Genomic DNA, 21,251 nt, shown 5'->3' on the forward strand with positions numbered 1-21,251 from the left:
GCTGTGCGATGGCCCTGGCTATACTCGCAAGTCATCGACACGGCCCCGGTACCGGAATCAGACCGATGTAGTGCCCGAAGCCCGTGCGACCACGCTGATCAAACGGCGAGAGGAGGTCGATGTGATGCCCCTGGCGAGACATCAATCGCGCTGGCACAGCTCAGCCTGGGCACTCGCCATGGTGCTGATGATGGCGCTGCTGCCCATCGAGTTACGCGCCAGCAGTGCTCCGGTCGATAGCAACACGGCCAAGTCGAATCGAGTTGTACGCATTGCCACAGACGACGCGGCGGCGCCCTACAGCCACGCCGTCAACGGGCGAGCTGCCGGTTATTACCTGCGGCTTGTGCAGCGTGCCGCGGAGTCCATGCCGGGCTGGCGACTTGAGTTCACCCCTATGCCCTGGGTGCGCGCGCTGCGCCAAGCGGAGCTGGGTGAGGCCGATGCCGTGTTGCCCCCCTACCGCGGTCTGGGACGCGAGTGGATCGCCCACTACGTGAGGCTGCCGCACCGCGAGGAGGTGGTGCTGAGCTGCCATGCTGAGAGCGGCTTGGGCGCCAACAGCCAATGGCCGCAGGATTTCGGCGGCCGCCATATCGGGGTGACACGCGGCTATCTGATAAGCCCGGCTCTCGTGGACACGGTTCAGCGGCGCTGGGTACACAAGGTCGAGTTTCGCAACGCTCGCGATGCGCTGGCGGCACTGGGCGCTGGCGACATCGACTGCTATGCCAACGAGCGGCTCAGCATCGAGGTCAACTACCAGCAGGCCCGCTCCGACCCGCTCTGGGCAAACCGCCTGCCCACCGAGCTGAAACGCCCCCTGCTGCTGTCCGAGCAGCAGGCCTATCTGGCCATTTCCCGCCAGGCGCTGCGCAAGCGCCCCGAACTCCAGGAGTTCGCTCGCGATTTGCAGGTCGAGCTCAATCGCCTGAGCGAGAGCACGGAAATGCAGCGGCTGCAAAACGAGTTGATCGAGCGGCCTTGAGTCGGCGGGTTCTCGGTCAAACGGGCCATACAGCTGCGACACTCCCGGCATGAGAATCCTCGGTATCGACCCCGGCTTGCAAACCACGGGGTTTGGCGTGATCGACGCCGACGGCCCGCGCCTGGCCTATGTGGCCAGCGGCACCATCAAGACCACCGGCTCGCAAGGGGCCGAGATCGGCGATCTGCCCGGGCGGCTGAAGATCCTGTTCGAGGGCATCCGCGAGGTGCATGCCCGCTACCAGCCGCATTGCGCGGCGGTGGAGATCGTCTTCGTCAACGTCAACCCGCAGTCCACCCTGCTGCTGGGTCAGGCGCGCGGCGCCGCACTGACGGCCCTGGTGTCTTGCGATCTGCCGGTGAGCGAGTACACCGCACTGCAGATGAAGAAGGCCATCGTGGGCCATGGTCACGCCAAGAAGGAGCAGATCCAGCTCATGGTGCAGCGCCTGCTCAATCTGCCGGGCGAGCCCGGCAAGGACGCGGCCGATGCGCTGGGCATCGCCATCATGCATGCGCATGCGCGCGTGTCCTTCGAGGCCATGAGCAAGAGCGCCACGCTGCAGCGCAAGCAGCACGCCCAGTTCCGCGGGGGCCGGACCTACTGAGGCCGGCCCGCCCCCGCCGGGCACAGCGGCTTAGAGCGCGGCCATGGCCTTGGCCGGGTGGATCAGCTTGCGCCGCCCGTCGGCCGTGGTCTCGGCGGTGGACTTGATCAGCGCAATCACCTGCTGGGGCTTGAGGGTCGGCTTGGCCGCCAGCATCTTGGCCGCCAGATTGGCCACATTGGGTGCCGCCATCGAGGTGCCCGAGTAGGCCACGCGCGAGCCGCCGGGCAGGAAGCTCTCCACCTGGTAGCCATTGGCATGCACCGCCACGGTGGGGCCGTAGCTGGTGAAGGGCGCTTCGTCGCCGGCCTTGTCCACCGCGCCCACCGTCAGCAGATTGGGCAGCACGATGCTGGAAGGGATGAACTCGCCGAAGGAAGAGTCCGAGTTGCTATTGCCCGCGGCCGTGATGAACAGGATCTCCGGCGCGCTGGCGAAGGCCTTGATCAGGGCCCGCTTCTCGATCTCGAAGTACTCGCGCGCCAGCGTCTTGCGCTCCTCGGCGCTCTTGCCGATGCCGCACAGCTCCAGCGCCTGCTCACCGGCCTTGACGCTGCCGCCCCAGCTCATATTGACCACCCGCACCTGGTGCTTCTTGAAGAAGTCCACAAAGGCCTGATGGGCCTTGGCACTGCGCAGGGCCAGGGCCTTGCTGGGGCAGGGATCGGGCTGCAGCTTGTAGTCAAAGGAGATGCGCGCCGTCACCAGCCGCGCCCAGGGGTTGCCCTCCAGCGCGATGCCGGCCACATGGGTGCCATGCGCATAGTTGCCGGTGAGCCCCAGCCCTTCCATGGCGGGCTTGAACTCCTCGGGCTTGAGGCCCGACATGAACTTCTTCACCTCGCTGGCTTCCGGGGAGTCGATATTGGACTGCAGGTCCGAGAAGCCCTTGCTCTGTGCCAGCAGCTGCGCCAGCTTGGGCTGGTAGAAGGCCGGGATGGGGAAGAGCTCGCCCTGGGTGCGCTGGCTGTTCAGGTCAAAGGCAATCACCAGGGGCTGGCCCTTGGCGTCCTTGAGCAACTGCTGGGGAAAGAGCTGGGTGTCCACGCCGCTGTCCCACACCGCCACGCGCACCGGGCTGTACTTGCCGCTGGCCGGCAGCGTGATATTGCGTGCGGCCCAGATGTCGGCCTTCTCCACCTTGTGCTGGTCCAGGTAGGCGCTGTAGGTGGAGACCAGGGTCTGCTTGAGCGGGATGGCCGTTTCCAGCGCGTAGCGGGCACTGATCAGACCCGGCGCCAGATCGGAGCTCAGCACCCCGCCGTTCTTGTCCAGCGTGGCCTGCAGCACATCGCGCACGCCGCCCAGGATGCGGCCCTCGCCCGCTACCTCGGCGCTGGCCTTGTAGCTCTTGATGTCGTTGGAAATCAGGGCAAAGGGATAGCCATCGAGCTCCTTGCGGATGGCGCGCCCCACGGCCTCGAAATAGGCCGGGGTGTTGAGCCCGCCCGTTTGCTTGACCGCGGCGACCATGGCGCGCAGTCGCAGACCCGAGAGCAGCTTGTCGGCGGGCTTTTCTTCCAGCGCGCGCATCTTCTCGGACAGGGCCAGGGCGGCGTCATAGTTGCCCAGCAGGAACTCCAGCTGCATCAGCGAGGCCAGGTACTGACGCTCCGAGGCCTTGTCGGCGATGTCATAGGCCGCCAGCACCGACTCCATATCGGTGCGCATCTTGCCGGCCGTCCTGTCAAACAGGGCTTTGTCGCGAACCACCCGCTCCAGCGGCTCCGCAATGCTGTAGCTGAAGCGCGGGATATCGGCCTCCTTCTCGATGCGCCGCTTGTCGGCGGCCGTGGCCGAGAACGCGCTGAGCAGGGCCAGCAGCAAGAGGGTGGGACGAGCAATGTTCGCGAGAGGCATATGTCGGAATCCCCATGTGATGTCGGACCGCCGCGGCCCGGTGCTGGGCAGTGTAGGGCAGCGCCGGGTCGCAGCACACCAGGCTGTTGAACGCCCCAAAAGCGATGAGGCCCCGCAGGGCCTCATCCATCGAAGCCCCGGACCCAGCCGGGGCTGTGCATCACGCCGCGCTCAGACGGCGGCCTTGCGGCGGCGCGCCACGGCGCCCACGGCCAGCAGACCGGCCAGGCTCATCAGCCAGGTGCTGGGCTCGGGCACGGCGCTGATGCTGTAGCTGCCAAAGCCCTCGCCGGCCGGGGTGCGATAGCCCACATAGGCGTTGGCAAAGTCCACGACGCCGTCGGCCAAGGTCAGGCCGTTGCTGCCAGACACGAAGCTGCCGTTCAAGCCGACAAACACGCCATCCCAGAAAGCGGCCTGCGGCTGATCACCCACGGTGCCGGAGGTGAAGGTCTGGCCCAGCGCGCTGATGCTCCAGGCGCTCAGGTCCAGCAGCTCGGAGCCTGCACCGGTCAGGGCGCGCTCGTCGTAGCTGAAGCTGCCGGTAAAGGTCTGGCCACTCAGCGGACCATCGGCCAACTGGCCCGTCAGGTTGAAGCTCGCGGCCTGGGCGTTGAGGCCGGCGATGGCCAGCGCGGCTGCGAGCAGGGTGTGACGCATCGTCATCATGATGAGGAATCCTTTAATCGGGTCAGAACTTGAAATTGGCAGGACTCAGCGCTGCGCAGCTGACGCCCTTGAGCACGGCCATGGTGCGGGTCTTCAGCGGACCGGCGCTACCGTCGGTGTCGATGCCCACCAAGGCGCCGGCGGCGGAGTTGGTGCAGGTGATATGACCGCTGGCCAGAGGATCAGGGCTGTTGACGCCGCTGACCTGCAGCAGCTTGGTGAACAACAGCATGTCCTCGGCGGGGCTGAAGTCGGTGATGGTGTCCACACCGTCCAGCGCGCTGCCATAGACGAACTGGTCACGACCCGCACCGCCCGTCAGCGTGTCGGCACCGGCGCCGCCCTCGATCACATCGTCGCCCGCCGTGCCGACCAGGGTGTCGCGACCGGCCGTGCCCAGCACCGACTTCACCAGGTTCAGGCCCAGCACCACCGGATCATGGTCCGAGGAGCGGTAGGGCGTGGCGCTGTAGTAGTCGGGACCACAAGTGGCGCAGGCCGGCTTCTTGAACTCCAGGTTGTAGTCGATGATCAGCGGCTCATCGGCATTGATATGCCAGCTGCTGGCGCCGAGGATCTTGGCCGACAGGGTGGGCGTCGCCAAGGCATGGTCCAGGCGGCCCGCCAGGCCGTCGAACACATAGCTGTAGGCGGCCGGGTCGAAGCGGCCTTCCTGATCGATCACGAAACCGTCCTGGGTCAGGGTGTGGATGGGGTCTTCCTTGGCATAGGCATTGAAGTCACCCAGCAGCAAGGCATCCTGGGTGCCTGCAGCCGCCTGCACCTGGCCCACGAACTCGCGCAGACGCTGGGCCTGCTTCACGCGCAGATCGTTCCAGCAGGCCTGGCCGTCGCCGCGGTCGTCATCCGCACTACCGTCCTTGGGGCAGCTGCCCTTGGACTTGAAGTGATTCACCAGCACCGCAAAGCGCTGCCCGTTGGGCGCCTGGAAGCCTTGGGCAAAGGTCGGGCGGTTGTTGATGGCATTGGTGTCGGACATGGCCGCACCGATCAGACCCAGACGGGCGGGCTTGTAGATCAGGGCCACGCGGATGGCGTCGTCGCCGGTGTCCAGGCTGCCCTTGGGCACGACCCTGTAGGTATTGGCACCCAGCTTGGCGTTGAGCGCGTCGACCAGGTTCTGCACCGCCACATCGCCGTTGTTCTGGATCTCCATCAGACCCACCACATCGGCATTGATGGCCGAGAGCGAGGCCACCAGCTTGGTCTGCTGGCGCTGGAACTCGGCCAGATTGTTGGCGCCGCGGCAGTTCGTCTTAGACACGCTGGAACCCAGGCTGCAACCCTGGCCACTTTGACCGCTGACGGTGTTGCCGTCCGCAAAGGTCGTGAAGTAGTTCAGCACATTGGCGCTGACCACCTTGTAGTTGCCGCCCACGGCGGCCGGTGCGGCCGTGCGGGCATTGCTGCGCTCGAAAGTCACTGGCTGGGTGGGCTGCAGCTTGAACATGGCAGCACCCGTGCTGCTGCTGGTGGCCAGGCCGTGGTCGATCACACCGGTCAGGGCGGCCGCGGTATCGCCGGCGCGCACGGTATTGCCCTCGCCCAGATAGGGCGTGGGATCGGGGTTCTGCGCCGTGCTGTTGTCATCCAGGATGAACATATGGCGCGCGTTCTCGGCGGCCAGGTTCAGCGCGTCTGCAGAGCCGGGGCGGTGCAGATTGGTGGGCTGCTGCTTGCGGCCGCCGGCGGCCATGGTCAGCTGGCCGAAACGGCCCAGGAAGTAGTTCTGCTGCACTGTCAGCGGGCCCTTGAGCGTGACCAGCATGCCCTCATAGGCCTCCAGCCCGCCGGCCGGCAGCCCCAGCAGATCCACCTCGGTAGGCGTGATCGCATGGCCACTGCTCAGCACGGTCAACGCGCTGGGGCTGTTGAGCTGAGTGATGGGATTGGCCTGGGAGTCGGCGCTGCCGGCCGCCACCACGAACTCCGTCACCGTGGCGGTAACCCTGAGCTCCTGGCCCACGCTGGCGCTGTTGGCAGCCCCCGTGAAGACGAAGATGCCATCCGATGTGGCGTTGTCACCATCACCCAGGCGGTCCTGCATATAGAAGCCATTGGCCACCACATGGGTCACGATGCCGGTGGTCGTCACGGTCTTGCTTTTGTGCGGGCTTTGCTTGCCGCCACCCTGGATCTGGTAGATCGCCAAGGTCTCGCCAACCGGCGGCGGGTTGTCGCCACCGCCACCGCCATTGCCGCTGCAGGTGATGGCCGCCGTGACCGAGTTGCGCGGGGCCGGAGTCCCCACGCTGAAATCGCTCTTGTTGTCGTCCTTGTCGGTGCAGCCCTCGCCGGCGCGGATGGCAGCCGTGGTGGCGCTGAGCTTGCCGGCGGCACCCGAACCTTCGAAGGCGCCGGCCGAGCCGTAACCCACCAGGTCCACCAGGGTGGCTGCGCCCTTGGGGTCGACGCTGTTCAGCGCTGCGGTGCTGGACACCAGGGCGATCTTGCCGTCCGATGCACCCAGCGTGAGGGTGGTGATCACATCCGGCGTCGGCAGGCTCTGGCTGCCGGCGTTGCCATCCGCACCCTTGACCAGCAGATAGCGGCCGGGGGCCAGCAGCAGGTCAACATCGGAGATCCTGGCGATCTGGCTGGCCTGGCCACCGATCAGGCCGGTGGCCGAACCGTACTGCAGGGACCAGCCCTTCAGATTGACCGCCGTGCTGCCAGCATTGAACAACTCGATGAAATCGCTCTTCAAAACTGCGCCGGTATTACCGCCACCACCAAAAACCTGGCTGATGACAACACCGTTTGCCGAGGCCATGGCGCCCGGCGCAGCAAATGCCGCGGCAAGCAGGAATGCAAGGGGTTTGAGTTTCATGTGAGACGTTCTCAGAAGGGGGAATGCCGAACAGGCGCCAGACCGGTCAGTTCGCAAAATCTCAGATAAATCATGAGCTTGCATTGACTCTCAAGGCGACAACGGCGCGATGCTAGCGTTTGAATATGACTGTTTGTCACACCGCAAACACGGGGGTGGTGTCGGCCACTCAAACCCCGAGCACCCCGGTATTTCAGGGTCGCTCCCTAGCAAATGCCCGCAAACTTTGCGCAAATCAGCGACACCGTTTGCGCAAAGGCGCAAACGGTTGCACATACTCCGCTAAGTTATTGATTTGTCGCACTGCAGCATGGCGCTGCACGGATTGGCCGCTGGGCGCCACGCGCCCGATCGACCCGAAATGAAACGCCCTGGTACTTTCCCTGGTCAGCGTCGGAATCCGGCCACAAGAGGCCCGATGCCGCGAGCTCAGGCTTTGAGGCGTGCGATCAGCGATTCCAGCGCGAGCAGACAGCTGTCGGCATAGCTGCGGTCCGCGCCAGCCAGGGACAGCAGGCGCTCGGCCATGCGGGCATGCGCCTGGCGGGCCAGGGCCCCGTCGCCAGCCGCCACCGCGGCACGCCCCAGGGCCTCGTAGGCAAAGCAATGCTCGTAGTCATCGGCTTCGTTGGACAGGCAGGCGCTCACGCAGTCCTGCGCCGCCTGCAGGGCCAGCGCCCCTTGGCCGGCCGCGGCGGCGCACATGGCCAGCTGCCAATCGGCGCGCTCCGCCTCCAGCCAGCCGCCGGCCTGCTGCCAGGCGCTGCGGGCGCGCTGCGCGGCGTCCACCATGGCCGCGGCCGCCTCGGCATCGCCCTCGGCCAAGTAGAAGCGCAGGTCGGCAGCCACGTTATTGGCCATGGCCGCCCAGGCACGAGCGGCCTGCGCGTCAGCGCCCACCAGGGCCTGGGCCGCATCCATCAGCGCCCGCATGGCGTCGAAGTCACGACGACGGCTCAGCGCGAGCACGGCGTTGTAACTCGCGCGCACCCGCTCGGCCGGGGGCAGGTCTTGCCAGTCACGCTCGGCCCGGGGATGCGCGGCCAGGGCCAGGGCGGCATGAGCGCGTCGGGTCTGCTCGGCGGGCAGGGCCGCGATCAGGGCCGCCAGCGCGGCGCCATCGGCCAGATGCCCCAGCAGCACATGCTCGGCCGCGCGCAGCCAGGCCTGCTGCTGCTCGGCGCTCGCGCATGCCAGCTCGGCTGCAAGCGGACGCAAGAGCGCGGCCGCGGCCTCGGGTTGCTCGGCATGCAGGCTCCAGGCCTGCTCGATTTGCGTGTCCATCGGCTCATGCGCCATCGTGCTCCCCCATGGTCTGCTGCCAATACTGCGCACGGATCTTGGCACAATCAGCCCTCCCCGAGCCCGCCCGCCCCATGACCCTGACCCAGCTGATCGCCGGCTTTGTGCGCCGGCACTGGCCCGCCTATCTCGCCTCGGCCCTGATGCTGGCGGGCATCGCGGTGCTCACGGTCTGGATCCCGCGCCAGGTGGGCGCGGTCGTGGACGGCCTGGTGGCCGGGCGCCTGCAGGGTCAGGACTTGCTGGGCGAGCTGGGCCTGTTGGTGGGCGCGGGCGCCGCCATCTATCTGATGCGGGTGGGCTGGCGCATCGCCCTCTTCGGTGCGGCCTACAAGCTGGGGCGCCAGCTGCGCATCCAGCTCTACGAGCGCCTGAGCCTGCAGGGCCCGGGCTTCTTCCAGGCCAAGCGCACCGGCGATCTGATGGCCCTGGCCACCAATGATGTGGATGCCGTGGAACTGGCCGCGGGCGAGGCCCTGCTGGCCGCCTTCGACGGCAGCCTGACCCTGCTGCTGGTGCTCTCCATGATGACCCTCGGCGTGGACTGGCGCCTTGGCCTGGCCGCCCTGCTGCCCTTCCCCCTGATGGCCCTGGCTTTCTGGTTCATCTCGGAGCGTGTGCACCAGGCCTGGAAGAGCTCGCTGGATCGCTTCTCCCTGATGAACCAGCATGTGCAGGAGGGCCTGGCCGGCGTGCGCACCCTGCGCGCCCTGGGCCTGCTGCCGCGCAGCAGCGCGCAGCTCGCCCGCCTGGCCGACAGCGCGGGCGAGGCCAGCTACCAGGCCCAGCGCTGGGAGGCCGCCTACGAACCCGCCGTGGGCATGAGCCTGACCGCCGCCATGACCATTGCGCTCGGCCTGGGCGGCTGGCTGGTGGCCAGCGAGGAGCTGAGCATCGGCCAGCTGACCTCCTTCACCATGTATCTGGGCCAGCTGATCTGGCCCATGTTCGCCGCGGGCTGGGTGCTGTCCCTGCTGGAGCGCGGGCGCGCCGCCTGGGGCCGCCTGGGGCCGGTGCTGGCCGCGCCCCTGACCCTGGAGGACGCCGGCCGCGCCGAACTGCCCCAGCCCCCCGGCGCCCTGGTGCTGGACGAGGTGGGCTTCAGCTACCCGCCCACCGCGCCCGCCGAGGGCGAGGGTGAGAGCACGCCCGCCAAACCGGCCCGGGCCGCCCTGGCAGGCGTGAGCCTGAGCATGGCGCCGGGCCAGACCCTGGGCCTGGTGGGGCCCACGGGCGCGGGCAAGTCCAGCCTGCTGCGCCTGCTGCTGCGCCAGCACGAGCCCGATGCGGGCCGCATCAGTCTTGGGGGTCGGGTCTTGCCCGAGTACCGGCTGGGGGCCTTGCGCGCCGCCATCGCCTGGGTGCCGCAGGAACCCTTCCTGTTCTCGGCCTCGGTGGCCGAGAACATCGCCCTGGCCCGACCGGAGGCCACGCGCGAGCAGATCGAGCAGGCCGCCCGCCTGGCCGCAGTGCACGAGGACATCCTGCGCCTGCCCCAGGGCTATGAGACCGTGGTGGGCGAGCGCGGCGTGACGCTCTCGGGCGGCCAGCGCCAGCGCGTGGCCATTGCCCGCGCCCTGCTCAGCGAGGCGCCCATCTTGCTGCTAGACGATGCGCTCTCGGCCGTGGACACCGGCACCGAGACCCAGATCCTGGCGCATCTGCGTGCCCTGCGCCGCGAGCGGCCGGAGCGCTGCGTCATCATCGTCAGCCACCGGCTCTCGGCCGTGATGGAGGCCGACCAGATTCTGGTGCTGCGCCAGGGCCATGTGGCCGAGCGCGGCACGCACGAAAGCCTGCTGGCCGCCGCCGGCTGGTATGCCACGCAGTGGCGCTATCAACAACTGGAGGCCAGCCTTGACGCGGCCTGAGAACGAGAAGCAGGCCCAGGAGAAGCCCTGGCGCGCAGTGGGCCTGCTGCTGGAATCGGCCCGGGGCGAGCGGCCCCAGCTGCTGCGCGGCGTGCTCTGGCTGGTGCTGGCCGCGGGCCTGGAAGCCCTGGGCCCCATCATCGGCAAGTACTTCATCGATCACTATCTGCTGCCGCGCCAGCTGGACCTCGCGGCCATGGGCGGTCTGCTGCTGGCCCTGCTGCTCTCGGGCTGGGTGGCCAGCTGGATACGCTACGGCCAGCTCGCACGCATGGCGGGCATTGCACGGCGCTCGGTGCTGCGCCTGCGCGAGCGGGTCTATGCCCATGTGCTGAATCTGCCCATGGCCTTTTTTGATCAGGCCATCACCGGCCAGCTGGTCAGCCGCGTCACCAATGACACCGAGGCGGTGAACCAGCTCTACCGCCAGGTGCTCTATGTGATGCTGGATTCCAGCATCGTGGTGCTGGGCTCCATGATCGCCATGGCCTGGCTGGACTGGCGCCTGATGCTGATCGTGGCCACCCTGGTGCCGGCCATGCTGCTCATCATCTGGCTCTACCAGCGCTTCTCGGGCGCGGCCGTGGCGCGCTCGCGCCAGCTGCGCAGCGATATCAATGCGCAGATGGCCGAGAGCGTGGCCGGCATGGCCGTGCTGCAGGCGGCCGGCGCGGCCTCGCGCTTTGCGACGCGCTTTGCCCAGACCAACAACCGCCAGCTCAAGGCCCGCATGGACGAGCTGCGCGCCAATGCCTGGCTGCTGCGCCCGGCCCTGGACCTGCTCAACGTGCTGCTGGTGGTGGGCCTGGTCTGGGGCTTCGGCCAGCGCCAGGCGGGCGCGGGGGGTGTGGCATTGGCGGCCGTGGAGGTGGGCCTGCTCTACGCCTTCCTGGGCTATATCGCCCGCGTGGTGGAGCCGCTGATCCAGATCACCCTGCAGTTCGGCCAGCTGCAGCAGGCCATGGTGGCGGCGGCGCGGGTACGCAGCCTGCTGCAGGAGCATGAGAGCGTGCTGGAGTCCGACGCCCAGCGCCGCATCGAGCGCGGCCATATCCGCATCGCCTCGCTGAGCTTTGGCTACGACCCGGCCCGGCCGGTGCTGCACGAGCTCAATCTCGACTTCCCGGCCGGCAGCTTTGTGGGCATCGTGGGTCACACGGGCAGCGGCAAGTCCACCCTGCTGTCCCTGCTGCTGCGCTTTTATGCGGCGCAGCGCGGGAGCATCGAGATCGACGGTCATCCCCTGGCACGCATCCCGGACGCGAGCTTCCGCGAGCGCGTGGGCCTGGTGCCGCAAGAGCCCTATCTGCTGGCCGCCAGCGCGCGCGAGAACATCGCCATGGGCCGCCCCATTCCCGAGGACCAGCTGATCGCCGCGGCCCGCGCCGCGCGCGTGCACGACTTCATTGAGGCCCTGCCCCAGGGCTATGACACGCCCCTGGGCGAGGGCGGCGCGCGCGTGTCCACCGGCCAGAAACAGCTGATTGCCATGGCGCGCGCCCTGGCCGGCGCGCCCACCGTGCTCTTCCTGGACGAGGCCACCTCCAATATCGACAGCGCCACCGAGCGCGTGATCAGCGAGGCCCTGGAGGCCCTGCGCGGCCGGGTCACCGTGGTGGCCATCGCGCACCGGCTCTCCACCATCCGTGCGGCCGACCAGATCGTGGTGCTCAACCATGGCCACCTCGCCGAGCTGGGCACGCACGAGACCCTGATGGCCCACGAGGGCGGCATCTACCAGCGCCTGGTGCAGCTGCAGGCCCTGGACGTGGACCGTCAGGCCGAGGAGCCCTGATCCGGCACGCCGGCGCTCAAAGCATGAGCGCCAGCCGCTCCAGGATCAGCACGGCAAAAAAGCCCAGGCCCGCCAGCACCGTCCACTTGACGATCAGAATGCCGCGCCGCAACCACTGGGGCTGGCGTGTGGCGATATACATCGCAAAGCAGAGAATGCCTGCAAACAGCAGCAGGCCCACGACGAGACGGAAGATCAGCATGGCCTGCAGTATCGCCGCGCTTACCAGGCGGGTGCCAGCTCCGCAAAGCCGGCCGGGGCCTGTTTCTCGTCCTCGAAGCTGACGATCTCCCAGGCCTCGCTATCGGCCAGCAGGGCGCGCAGCAGCTTGTTGTTCAGGGCGTGACCGCCCTTGAAGGAGGTGTAGGCCGCCAGCAGGGGGTGGCCGGCCACATGCATATCGCCGATGGCGTCCAGGATCTTGTGCTTCACGAACTCGTCGTCATAGCGCAGACCGTCGGCGTTGAGCACGCGGTAGTCGTCCACCACGATGGCGTTGTCCATGGAGCCGCCCAGGGTCAGGCCGCGGCTGCGCATCAGCTCGATATCGCTGGTCATGCCGAAGGTGCGGGCACGGGCGATCTGCTTCTTGTACTGGCCGGAGCCCATGTCAAAGACAAAGTGCTGGCCGGTGGCCGCCACCGCGTGATTGTCGAACTCGATCTGGAAGCTCAGGGTGTAGCCGTGGTGGGGCTCCAGGCGGGCCCACATCAGGCGCTTGCCCTCGCCCTGGCGCACTTCCACCGTCTTCTTCACGCGCAGAAACTTCTTGGGCGCCTTCTGCAGCTCGATGCCGGCGCTTTGCAGCAGGTAGACGTAGCTGGCGGCCGAGCCGTCGAGGATGGGGACCTCGTCGGCGCTGATGTCCACATAGAGATTGTCAATGCCCAGGCCCGCGCAGGCCGAGAGCAGATGCTCGATGGTCTGCACCTTGGGCGCGCCGGGGTCGCCCCCGGGGCTGACCGTGGTGGCCATGCGGGTGTCGCAGACGGTGTCGGCGCGCACCGGGATGTCCACCGGCGTGTTGAGGTCCACGCGCCGGAAGACGATGCCGGTATCGGGTGCGGCCGGGCGCAGGGTCATCTCGACCTTCTGGCCGCTGTGTATGCCCACGCCGACGGCACGAGTCAGCGACTTGAGGGTTCTCTGTTGCAGCATGTGGCTATTGTCGGTGATTACCCTGAGACCTGCTGGCGCGGGGCTTCTGCGGGCGGGCGCCTTCGCACCGGCAGGCGCAGGCTCAGCTGGGTGCCGTGCCCGGGGCGGCTGTCCACATGCAGGCTGCCCCCCAGACGCTGGGCGCGCTTTTGCTGGCTGCGCAGGCCGCGGCCCTTCTGCACCGTCTCGAGATCAAAGCCCAGGCCGTCGTCCTCCACGCGGATCTCGACCTTGCTGCCCAGATCGCGGGTGACGATGCGCACCCGCGAGGCGCGTGCATGCTTGAGCGCATTGTTCAGCGCCTCCTGCAGCAGGCGCAGCACATGAAGGGCATCGGGCGGCTCCAGCCACTCCAGGGGCGGCAGGTCCTGCACATCCCACTCCAGCATCAGACCGCCGGCCTGCAGGCGCTTGCCCAGGCGGTAGCGCATGGTGGCCAGCAGGGACACCAGATCATGGCCCACGGGTTCCAGCGAGTCGATCACCAGGCGCAGATCATCCACGCACTCGCGCAGCACCTCCACCACCTGCTCCTGCTGCATGGAACCCTGCTCCACCGCCACCATGGCCGAGAGCAGGGAGCTGCCCAGGCCGTCGTGCATGTCCTGCATCAGCCGCTGACGCTCCAGCAGCAGGGCCTGCTGGCGCTCGGCCTCGGACAGGCGCTCATGCTGGGTCTGCAGCTGGGCCCCCTGCTCCGCCAGACGCTGGGCCAGCTGGTCATTGGCATGCTCGACCTGCCGCAGCGCCCCCAGGAAGCGCTGCTGCACCGCATAGAGAAAGCTGCCCACGATCACCAGGGTGGCAAAGGGCATCAGGTAGATGTGCTCGCTCCAGCCCCAGCCCGCCAGCAGGCCCAGGTCATGAATGCCCAGCAGCAGACCCACGGCCAGGGCCGCCGCGATCAGGCGCAGCTCGCGGCTGCCATCGCGCAGGGCCACCAGGGCCACGAAGGCCGTGCCCACGGTGCCCACCAGCGCATTCACCATATGCTGCAGCACCAGCGGGTCCAGAAAGTCCACGACCACCGGCATGGTCAGCGCGCTGCTGAGCAACACGAAGCCGGCCATCAGGCGCTCGAAGCGCGGCGCTCCTCGTCTGGCAAAGCGCAGGGCAAACACAAAGGTGAGCAGCATGACCCAGGACATGGAAGCATGGGTCAGCCACCAGAACCACTCCAGGCCCAGGCGGGTGCTGGGCAGGTCCACGTGGTAGTGCAGATTGCGCACCAGCCAGGCCACGGCCGCCAGCGCGAAGAGCAGGTAGGCGGGTTCCTCGCGCCGCTGCAGCCAGAGCGTGAAGGCAAACAGGCCCAGCACCACCAGCAGCATGCCCGTGGCCTGGGGCACACCGATCTGCAAGGCCCAGCGCGCATCGTGCAGCGGCTCCAGGTCCTCACGCGCTCCCAGCCAGGCCGTGGAAACGGAGAAGAAGCTGCCCTCCAGCACCGGCACCGCCACGATGACCTCGATGGCGCGCGCGCCCTGCTTCTCGGTAAAGGCGCCGGGAAACACGGCCCACAGCGGACGCACCCACTGCTCCCGGGCGCCGCTCTGGTTGTCAAAGACAGGGCGCCAGCCCTCCTCGGTGCGCACCAGCACCGCGGCGGCCATGCCCACCACCCGTGGCATGTAGAGCGCCACGCTGGTGGGCCAGCGTCCCTCGGGCGGCATATAGCTGAAGCGGTACCAGCGCATCTGGAACCGCGACTCGTCCGCCAGGCGACCACCGCTGGCGCTGCGCTGCCTGAAGTCGGGCAGCCTCACGGGCGACCAAGCCGCAGGCTCCACCGGCGGCTGCAGGGCCTGGGGCAAGGCGCCTTGACTGCCGTCCATGGCGCGCAGCTCCGCCCACAAGCGACGCAGATCGTCGCGACTCCAATCGGAGACCGCCAGCTGAGCGCTGGTGGCACGTTCGCCCGCATTGCGCGCCGTCTCCTCGGGCAATCCCAGCCGCTGCGCCTGGGCACCAGCCAGGAAGCTGAAAAGAACCAGAAGCAGGAGCAGACACAGACGCGGCAGTGACAGCAATTGCGGTTGCGGACCCATCCGAGCTCGACTGTTGTTATGGAGGCCCGACCCGCGCGGGGTCCGACGGTCGGAAGTCTGCCCGCGTCGGGGCGCCCTGGCTATCGTGCCGCGCCCCGAGCGGCGTGCAAATGCAACAAGCCCGTCCGGCAGCGAGAAGGAGGAATCGCTGCCCGACGGGCTTGACCGACCTGGGAACCCTCAGCGGCTGGCCGAGTCCCCGGGGCCTGTCGAAACGAGCGGCGCTTGAAGCGCCGGCTCGGTTCTCAGCTCGGTCCTCAGTCGGCCTGCTTGCGCAGGAAGGCCGGGATCTCGATCTCGTCCATGCCGTTGGAGGACAGGGCCTCCACCTTGGCCGCAGCGGTGCGGCCATGGCGCCAGACGCTGGGCACGCTCATGCCGCCAAAGTCGCTGCCACCGGCCGCGGCCACGCCGACGGTGGTCGCAGCGGCAGACATGGCCACAGCTTGGTTCAGCACCGGCAGATTGTCGGTACCGGTGCGCAGCTGGGCGGCCGGCTGCACCACCTGCAGCGGGGCCTGGGCACGGGCACGCTGGCTGGCCAGACCGGTGGCGATCACGGTGACGCGCAACTGGTCACCCAGGCTCTCGTCATAGGCCGTGCCGTAAATGATGTGGGCTTCTTCCGAGGCGTAACGCTTGATGGCATTCATCGCGTTGCGGCTCTCGGACAGCTTGAAGGTGTTGCGATTGGCCGCAATCAGCACCAGCACGCCACGCGCGCCCGACAGGTCGATGCCTTCCAGCAGCGGGCAGGCCACGGCCGCTTCCGCCGCCTTGGTGGCGCGATCCGGGCCACCGGCCACGGCCGTGCCCATCATGGCCTTGCCGGGTTCGCTCATCACGGTCTTGACGTCTTCAAAGTCGACGTTCACCAGGCCGGGCATGTGGATGATGTCGGAGATGCCACCCACGGCATTCCGCAGCACGTCGTTAGCATGCGCGAAAGCCTGATCCTGGGTGACATCGTCGCCCAGCACATCCAGCAGCTTGTCGTTCAGCACGACGATCAGGGAGTCGACATTGGCTTCCAGCTCGGCCAGACCGGCATCGGCGGCCTTGGAGCGGCGATTGCCCTCGAACTCGAAGGGCTTGGTCACCACGCCCACGGTCAGGATGCCCATCTCCTTGGCCACACGGGCGATCACGGGGGCGGCGCCGGTACCGGTGCCACCGCCCATGCCGGCGGTGATGAAGAGCATGTTGGCGCCCTGGATGGATTCGCGGATGCGGGCTTCGGCCTCCTCGGCCGCGGCTTTGCCCATCTCGGGCTTGGCACCAGCGCCCAGACCGGTGGTCCCCAACTGCAACAGCTGGTCGGCCTTGGAACGATTCAGAGCTTGGGCGTCGGTATTGGCGCAGATGAATTCAACGCCTTGCACCCCTTGGGCAATCATGTGGTCAACCGCGTTGCCGCCGCCACCACCAACCCCGATCACCTTGATCTGGGTGCCTTGATCAAACTCCTCGATCATCTCGATCGCCATAGCATACCTCCTTCAGCAATTGTGCAGTTGCCAGCCGTTAAAAACTACAGGGAAGACCCCTTTTTTTGCGTTACGTCCCGTATGTTTCGGGCTCAACGCCACAGTGCGCGCAAGGCGCCTCAGAAATTACCCAAAAACCAGTCCTTGGCACGGCCCAGAATGGTTTTCACCGAGCCTGCCTGTTGTGCCGCCTTCAAGCCCCGAGTGCGTGAGAGCCGGGCCTCTTCGAGCAGGCCCATGACGGTGGCCGAACGCGGGTTGGAAACCATGTCGAAGAGTGCGCCGCTATAGGTCGGGTTACCGCGGCGCACCGGTTTGAGGAATATGTCCTCGGCCAGTTCCACCATGCCCGGCATCACCGCCGAGCCACCGGTCAAAACAATTCCGGAAGACAGCAGTTCCTCATAGCCACTTTCCCGAATTACCTGATGAACCAGCGAGAAGATTTCCTCGACTCTGGGTTCAATAACTCCCGCAAGTGCTTGTTTTGAAAGCATGCGCGGCGCGCGGTCGCCCAAACCAGGCACCTCCACCTGATCTGCCGGGTCGGCCAACAGCTGCTTGGCCACCCCATGTTCGACCTTGATCTCCTCGGCATCCTTGGTCGGGGTGCGCAGCGCCATGGCGATATCGCTGGTGATGAGATCACCAGCGATGGGGATGACGGCGGTATGGCGGATGGAGCCGCCGGTGAAGATGGCCACATCGGTGGTGCCGGCGCCGATGTCGACCACGGCCACACCCAGGTCGCGCTCGTCGGCGGTGAGGGCGGCGGCGCTGGACGCGCTGGGGTTGAGCACCAGTTGATCCACTTCCAGGCCGCAGCGGCGCACGCATTTGACGATGTTTTCGGCCGCGCTCTGGGCGCCGGTCACGATATGGACCTTGACCTCCAGGCGCCCGCCGCTCATGCCGATGGGTTCCTTGACCTCATGGCCGTCGATCACGAATTCCTGCGGCTCGACCAAAAGCAGGCGCTGGTCGTTCGGGATATTGATGGCCTTGGCGGTTTCCACCACGCGCGCCACATCCACCGGCGTGACCTCCTTGTCGCGCACGATCACCATGCCGGTGGAGTTCTGGCCGCGGATATGGCTGCCGGTGATCCCGGTGAAAACCCGGGAAATCTTGCAGTCGGCCATCATTTCGGCCTCTTTGAGGGCCTGTTGGATGGACTGCACCGTGGCATCGATATTCACCACCACACCGCGCTTGAGCCCGTGCGAGGGCGCCACCCCCAGGCCGGCGATGCGCAATTCCCCGTTGCCCAGGACTTCGGCCACCACCGCCATGATCTTGGCGGTGCCGATATCCAGCCCAACGACCAAATCCTTGTATTCCTTGGCCATAAATCCCTCAGCGTTTTTTGACCGGCCCCTTGGTCGGGCTCGGTGTCGTCGTCGATATTCCGCGCAGGCGCACTGCATACCCCTCGGCATGGCGCAGGTCGGCCGCCAGCAGCGGGGTCTGGAATCGTGAGGTGAGCTGGCTCAGGGTGGCCACGAACTGCGCATAGCGCTGCACCACCACTGCCTCCTCGCCCCGACCCAGTTCAATCACCGCCCCCTGATCCAGACTGAGCCGCCAGGAGCCACGCCCGGACAGGTCGAGCCTTTGCACGCTCTGTCCCAGATGGGCGCTGCTCGCCTGGAGCTGGCGCCACATGGAGAGCATGCGCTCCGAGCTGCCGGCCGGGCCCGCCAGCACGGGCAGGTCCTCGTCTTCCACATCGCCCAGATTGGCCTCGAAGACCTCGCCAAAGCTGTTGACCAGGGCACGCCCGGCACTGGCCTCGCTGCCCGCATCGGCGCCATCGGCCTTCTCTTCCCAGTAGGCCGCCGGCTTGTGCTCCTCCAGGCGGACCCTGAGCCGGTTGGGCCAGACGCGCTGGACCTCGGCGCGCCGCACCCAGGGCACGTCCTCAAAGGCTTGCCGGGTCTGGCGCAGGCTCATGCTGAGGAAGGTGCCCGAGAGGTGGGACAGGGCATTGGCGCGCAGCGTGGCCACACTGTTGCGCGCCACCTCGCCCTCCACCTGGATGTGGCGGATATTGAAGGCCGGCAGGCGCATCAGCTTGTGCACGCCCAGACCCAGGGCCGCCAGCAGCAGCCCGGCCAGCAGCAGCGCCGTCACGCCATTCATCAGGCGGACGTCGGGCGGCAGCGGGGTGGCGGCGGCAGGCGTGTTCATGGTGGGGCGGCGAGCTGGGTCCTCAGACCGTCCGATCCAGGCGGGCCTGGGACAGCAGCCACAGGCAGAGCTTGGAGTAGGAGATTCCCGCCGCGGCGGCCGACATCGGCACCAGGGAGTGCGAGGTCATGCCCGGCGAGGTGTTCATCTCCAGCAGGAAGGGCTTGTTGTCATGCTTGCGCAGCATCAGGTCGGCCCGGCCCCAGCCGCGGCAGCCCAGCAGGCGGTAGGCGCGCAGCACCAGGGCCTGGATCTCCTGCTCCAGGGCCGGGTCCAGGCCGCTGGGGCAGTCGTACTTCACGACGTCGGTGAAGTACTTGTTCTGGTAGTCATAGTCACCCTCGGGCGCGCGGATGCGCACCACCGGCAGGGCAAAGGCGGCCTCGCCCTCGCCCAGCACCGGGCAGGTCAGCTCCTCGCCCTCGATGAATTCCTCGCACAGCACCTCGCGGTCGTGGCGCGCAGCCAGTTCCACGGCAGCCTGCATCTGCGAGTAGCCCGTCACCTTGCTGGCGCCGATGCTGGAGCCCTCGTGCGGCGGCTTGACGAAGACGGGCAGGCCCAGCTCGTCCGGCACCGTGATCACGCGCTCGCGCGTGAGCGCATCGCTGCGCAGGCTCACCCAGCGCGGCGTGGGCAGTTGATCGCTGAGCCAGACGCGCTTGGTGGTGATCTTGTCCATGGCAATCGCCGAGGCCATCACGCCCGAACCGGTGTAGGGAATGCCCAGGCATTCCAGCGCGCCCTGCACCGTGCCGTCCTCGCCACCGCGGCCATGCAGGGCGATGAAGCAGCGCGCAAAGCCCTCGGTCTTGAGCTCCTGCAGGCTGCGCTCGGCCGGGTCGAAGGCATGGGCGTCCACACCCTCCTCGCGCAGCGCGGCCAGCACGCCGGGGCCGGACATGGTGAGCGAGACCTCGCGTTCAGCGGAGCTGCCGCCCAGCAGCACGGCCACCTTGCCCAGGGCCAGGGGATCGATGTTCAGATCGAGCTTCATTTCAGCAACTCCACGGTGGCGGCCGGCACCGCGCCGATGGAGCCGGCACCCATCACGATCACCACATCGCCGTCGCGGGCCTGCTCGGCGATGGTGCGCGGCAGACTGGCCACGTCTTCCACAAAGAGCGGCTCCACCTTGCCCGCCACGCGCAGGGCCCGCGCCAGGGCGCGGCCGTCGGCCGCCACGATGGGGGCCTCGCCGGCGGCATAGACCTCGGTGAGCAGCACGGCGTCGGCCGTGGAGATCACCTTGACGAAGTCCTCGAAGCAGTCGCGGGTGCGGGTGTAGCGGTGCGGCTGGAAGGCCAGCACCAGGCGGCGGCCCGGGAAGGCGCCGCGCGCGGCCGAGAGCACCGCCGCCATTTCCACCGGGTGGTGGCCATAGTCGTCGACCAGGGTGAACTGGCCGCCCTGGGCCGCCGGCAGCTCGCCATAGCGCTGGAAGCGCCGGCCCACGCCGTCGAACTTGGCCAGGGCCGCCACGATGGGGGCGTCGGGAATTTCCAGCTCGGTCGCCACGGCAATCGCCGCCAGCGCGTTCAGCACATTGTGGACACCGGGCAGATTGAGTGTGATCTTGAGATCGGCCAGGCCGGGACGGCGGGTGGTGAAACGCATCTGGCCGCCGGCCAGGGCCTGCACATCCACGGCGCGCACCAGATTGTCCTCGGCGAAGCCATAGCTGATCACCGGGCGCGAGACCAGGGGCATGATCGAGTGCACGCCCGGATCGTCACCGCAGACCACGGCCGCGCCGTAGAAGGGCATGCGGTGCAGAAAGTCCACAAAGGCCTGCTTCAGGCGCGCGAAGTCATGACCATAGGTGTCCATATGGTCGGCGTCGATATTGGTGACGACGGCCATCATGGGCAGCAGATTCAAGAAGGAGGCATCGCTCTCATCGGCCTCTACCACGATGTGATCGCCCTGGCCCAGACGCGAATTGGCGCCCGCGCTATTGAGCTTGCCGCCGATCACGAAGGTGGGGTCCAGGCCCGCCTCGGCCAGCACCGAGGTCACCAGGGAGGTGGTGGTGGTCTTGCCATGCGTGCCGGCAATCGCGATGCCGTTCTTCAGGCGCATCAGCTCGGCCAGCATCACCGCGCGCGGCACAACGGGAATGCGCGCGGCACGCGCGGCGGTCACCTCGGGGTTGTCGGCCTTGACCGCGGTGGAGGTCACCACGGCCTGGGCGCCGGCAATGTGCTCGGCCGCATGGCCGATGAAGACCTTGAGGCCCAGCGAGGCCAGACGCTCCGTGGTGCTGCTCTCCCCCTGGTCCGAACCCGAGACGGTGTAGCCCAGGTTGTGCAGGATCTCGGCGATGCCGCTCATGCCGGCCCCGCCTATGCCCACGAAGTGGATGTGTTTGACGGCGTGTTTCATGTCTGCCCCTCGTCCGACGGGTACGTCGGCCTATCCCCCA

At 67.5% G+C, this 21,251-nt stretch carries 16 protein-coding genes; 4 read left to right on the forward strand and 12 right to left on the reverse strand.

Annotated elements, in window-relative coordinates; genetic code table 11:
* The first annotated feature begins 70 nt into the window (after window positions 1-70).
* Complete coding sequence (locus DFR39_RS09105) at window positions 71-988, forward strand: substrate-binding periplasmic protein (RefSeq protein ID WP_133603239.1); 918 nt, start codon at window positions 71-73, stop codon at window positions 986-988.
* 49 nt (window positions 989-1,037) lie between these two features.
* Window positions 1,038-1,595: a crossover junction endodeoxyribonuclease RuvC gene (gene ruvC / locus DFR39_RS09110; RefSeq protein WP_133603240.1), complete on the forward strand. Its 558-nt coding sequence runs from the start codon at window positions 1,038-1,040 to the stop codon at window positions 1,593-1,595.
* 30 nt (window positions 1,596-1,625) lie between these two features.
* Here ruvC and DFR39_RS09115 read toward each other — a convergent pair whose 3' ends face one another.
* The 4 genes from DFR39_RS09115 to DFR39_RS09130 all read right to left on the reverse strand — a co-directional run bounded on the left by DFR39_RS09115 (window position 1,626) and on the right by DFR39_RS09130 (window position 8,259).
* Complete coding sequence (locus DFR39_RS09115) at window positions 1,626-3,455, reverse strand: S8 family serine peptidase (protein WP_162849471.1); 1,830 nt, start codon at window positions 3,453-3,455, stop codon at window positions 1,626-1,628.
* A gap of 171 nt (window positions 3,456-3,626) precedes the next feature.
* Window positions 3,627-4,124 carry a PEP-CTERM sorting domain-containing protein gene (locus tag DFR39_RS09120; RefSeq protein WP_133603242.1) on the reverse strand — a complete coding sequence of 166 codons (498 nt, stop codon included), beginning with the start codon at window positions 4,122-4,124 and terminating at the stop codon, window positions 3,627-3,629.
* Between the two features lie 22 nt (window positions 4,125-4,146).
* The gene (locus DFR39_RS09125) at window positions 4,147-6,975 is read right to left on the reverse strand and encodes an ExeM/NucH family extracellular endonuclease (RefSeq protein ID WP_133603243.1); all 2,829 of its coding nucleotides are present in this window, start codon (window positions 6,973-6,975) and stop codon (window positions 4,147-4,149) included.
* Between the two features lie 429 nt (window positions 6,976-7,404).
* The gene (locus DFR39_RS09130) at window positions 7,405-8,259 is read right to left on the reverse strand and encodes a hypothetical protein (protein ID WP_133603244.1); all 855 of its coding nucleotides are present in this window, start codon (window positions 8,257-8,259) and stop codon (window positions 7,405-7,407) included.
* Between the two features lie 92 nt (window positions 8,260-8,351).
* Here DFR39_RS09130 and DFR39_RS09135 point away from each other — a divergent pair, with 92 nt between their 5' ends.
* Entirely contained in the window at window positions 8,352-10,148 is a 1,797-nt protein-coding gene (locus tag DFR39_RS09135) for an ATP-binding cassette domain-containing protein (RefSeq protein WP_133603245.1), read from the forward strand.
* Window positions 10,135-11,943 carry an ABC transporter ATP-binding protein gene (locus DFR39_RS09140; RefSeq protein WP_246030759.1) on the forward strand — a complete coding sequence of 603 codons (1,809 nt, stop codon included), beginning with the start codon at window positions 10,135-10,137 and terminating at the stop codon, window positions 11,941-11,943. The genes DFR39_RS09135 and DFR39_RS09140 overlap by 14 nt, the downstream gene beginning before the upstream one ends.
* 16 nt (window positions 11,944-11,959) lie before the next feature.
* On the opposite strand, the gene DFR39_RS09145 is transcribed toward DFR39_RS09140, so the two are convergent.
* The 8 genes from DFR39_RS09145 to murC form a co-directional block, all read right to left on the reverse strand.
* Window positions 11,960-12,145: a hypothetical protein gene (locus DFR39_RS09145; RefSeq protein WP_133603247.1), complete on the reverse strand. Its 186-nt coding sequence runs from the start codon at window positions 12,143-12,145 to the stop codon at window positions 11,960-11,962.
* 20 nt (window positions 12,146-12,165) lie between these two features.
* Window positions 12,166-13,101, reverse strand: a complete 936-nt coding sequence (gene lpxC, locus DFR39_RS09150; RefSeq protein ID WP_133603248.1) for a UDP-3-O-acyl-N-acetylglucosamine deacetylase — start codon at window positions 13,099-13,101, stop codon at window positions 12,166-12,168.
* Between the two features lie 17 nt (window positions 13,102-13,118).
* Window positions 13,119-15,131: a sensor histidine kinase gene (locus DFR39_RS09155; RefSeq protein WP_162849472.1), complete on the reverse strand. Its 2,013-nt coding sequence runs from the start codon at window positions 15,129-15,131 to the stop codon at window positions 13,119-13,121.
* Window positions 15,132-15,406: 275 nt separating this feature from the next.
* Window positions 15,407-16,636 (reverse strand): cell division protein FtsZ, encoded by a 1,230-nt coding sequence (gene ftsZ / locus DFR39_RS09160; protein WP_133603250.1) that lies wholly within the window; start codon window positions 16,634-16,636, stop codon window positions 15,407-15,409.
* A gap of 119 nt (window positions 16,637-16,755) precedes the next feature.
* A complete protein-coding gene (gene ftsA / locus DFR39_RS09165; RefSeq protein ID WP_133603251.1) occupies window positions 16,756-17,985 on the reverse strand; it encodes a cell division protein FtsA in 1,230 nt (409 codons plus the stop codon).
* Window positions 17,986-17,992: 7 nt separating this feature from the next.
* Window positions 17,993-18,826, reverse strand: coding sequence for a cell division protein FtsQ/DivIB (locus DFR39_RS09170; RefSeq protein ID WP_133603252.1), 834 nt, complete (start codon window positions 18,824-18,826; stop codon window positions 17,993-17,995).
* Between the two features lie 22 nt (window positions 18,827-18,848).
* Window positions 18,849-19,823 (reverse strand): D-alanine--D-alanine ligase, encoded by a 975-nt coding sequence (locus tag DFR39_RS09175; protein WP_133603253.1) that lies wholly within the window; start codon window positions 19,821-19,823, stop codon window positions 18,849-18,851.
* Window positions 19,820-21,211, reverse strand: coding sequence for a UDP-N-acetylmuramate--L-alanine ligase (murC, locus tag DFR39_RS09180; RefSeq protein ID WP_133603254.1), 1,392 nt, complete (start codon window positions 21,209-21,211; stop codon window positions 19,820-19,822). Before murC ends, DFR39_RS09175 begins: the two co-directional genes overlap by 4 nt.
* Window positions 21,212-21,251: the final 40 nt, after the last annotated feature.

The organism is Roseateles asaccharophilus (assembly GCF_004362405.1).
GTDB classification, from domain to species: domain Bacteria; phylum Pseudomonadota; class Gammaproteobacteria; order Burkholderiales; family Burkholderiaceae_C; genus Kinneretia; species Kinneretia asaccharophila.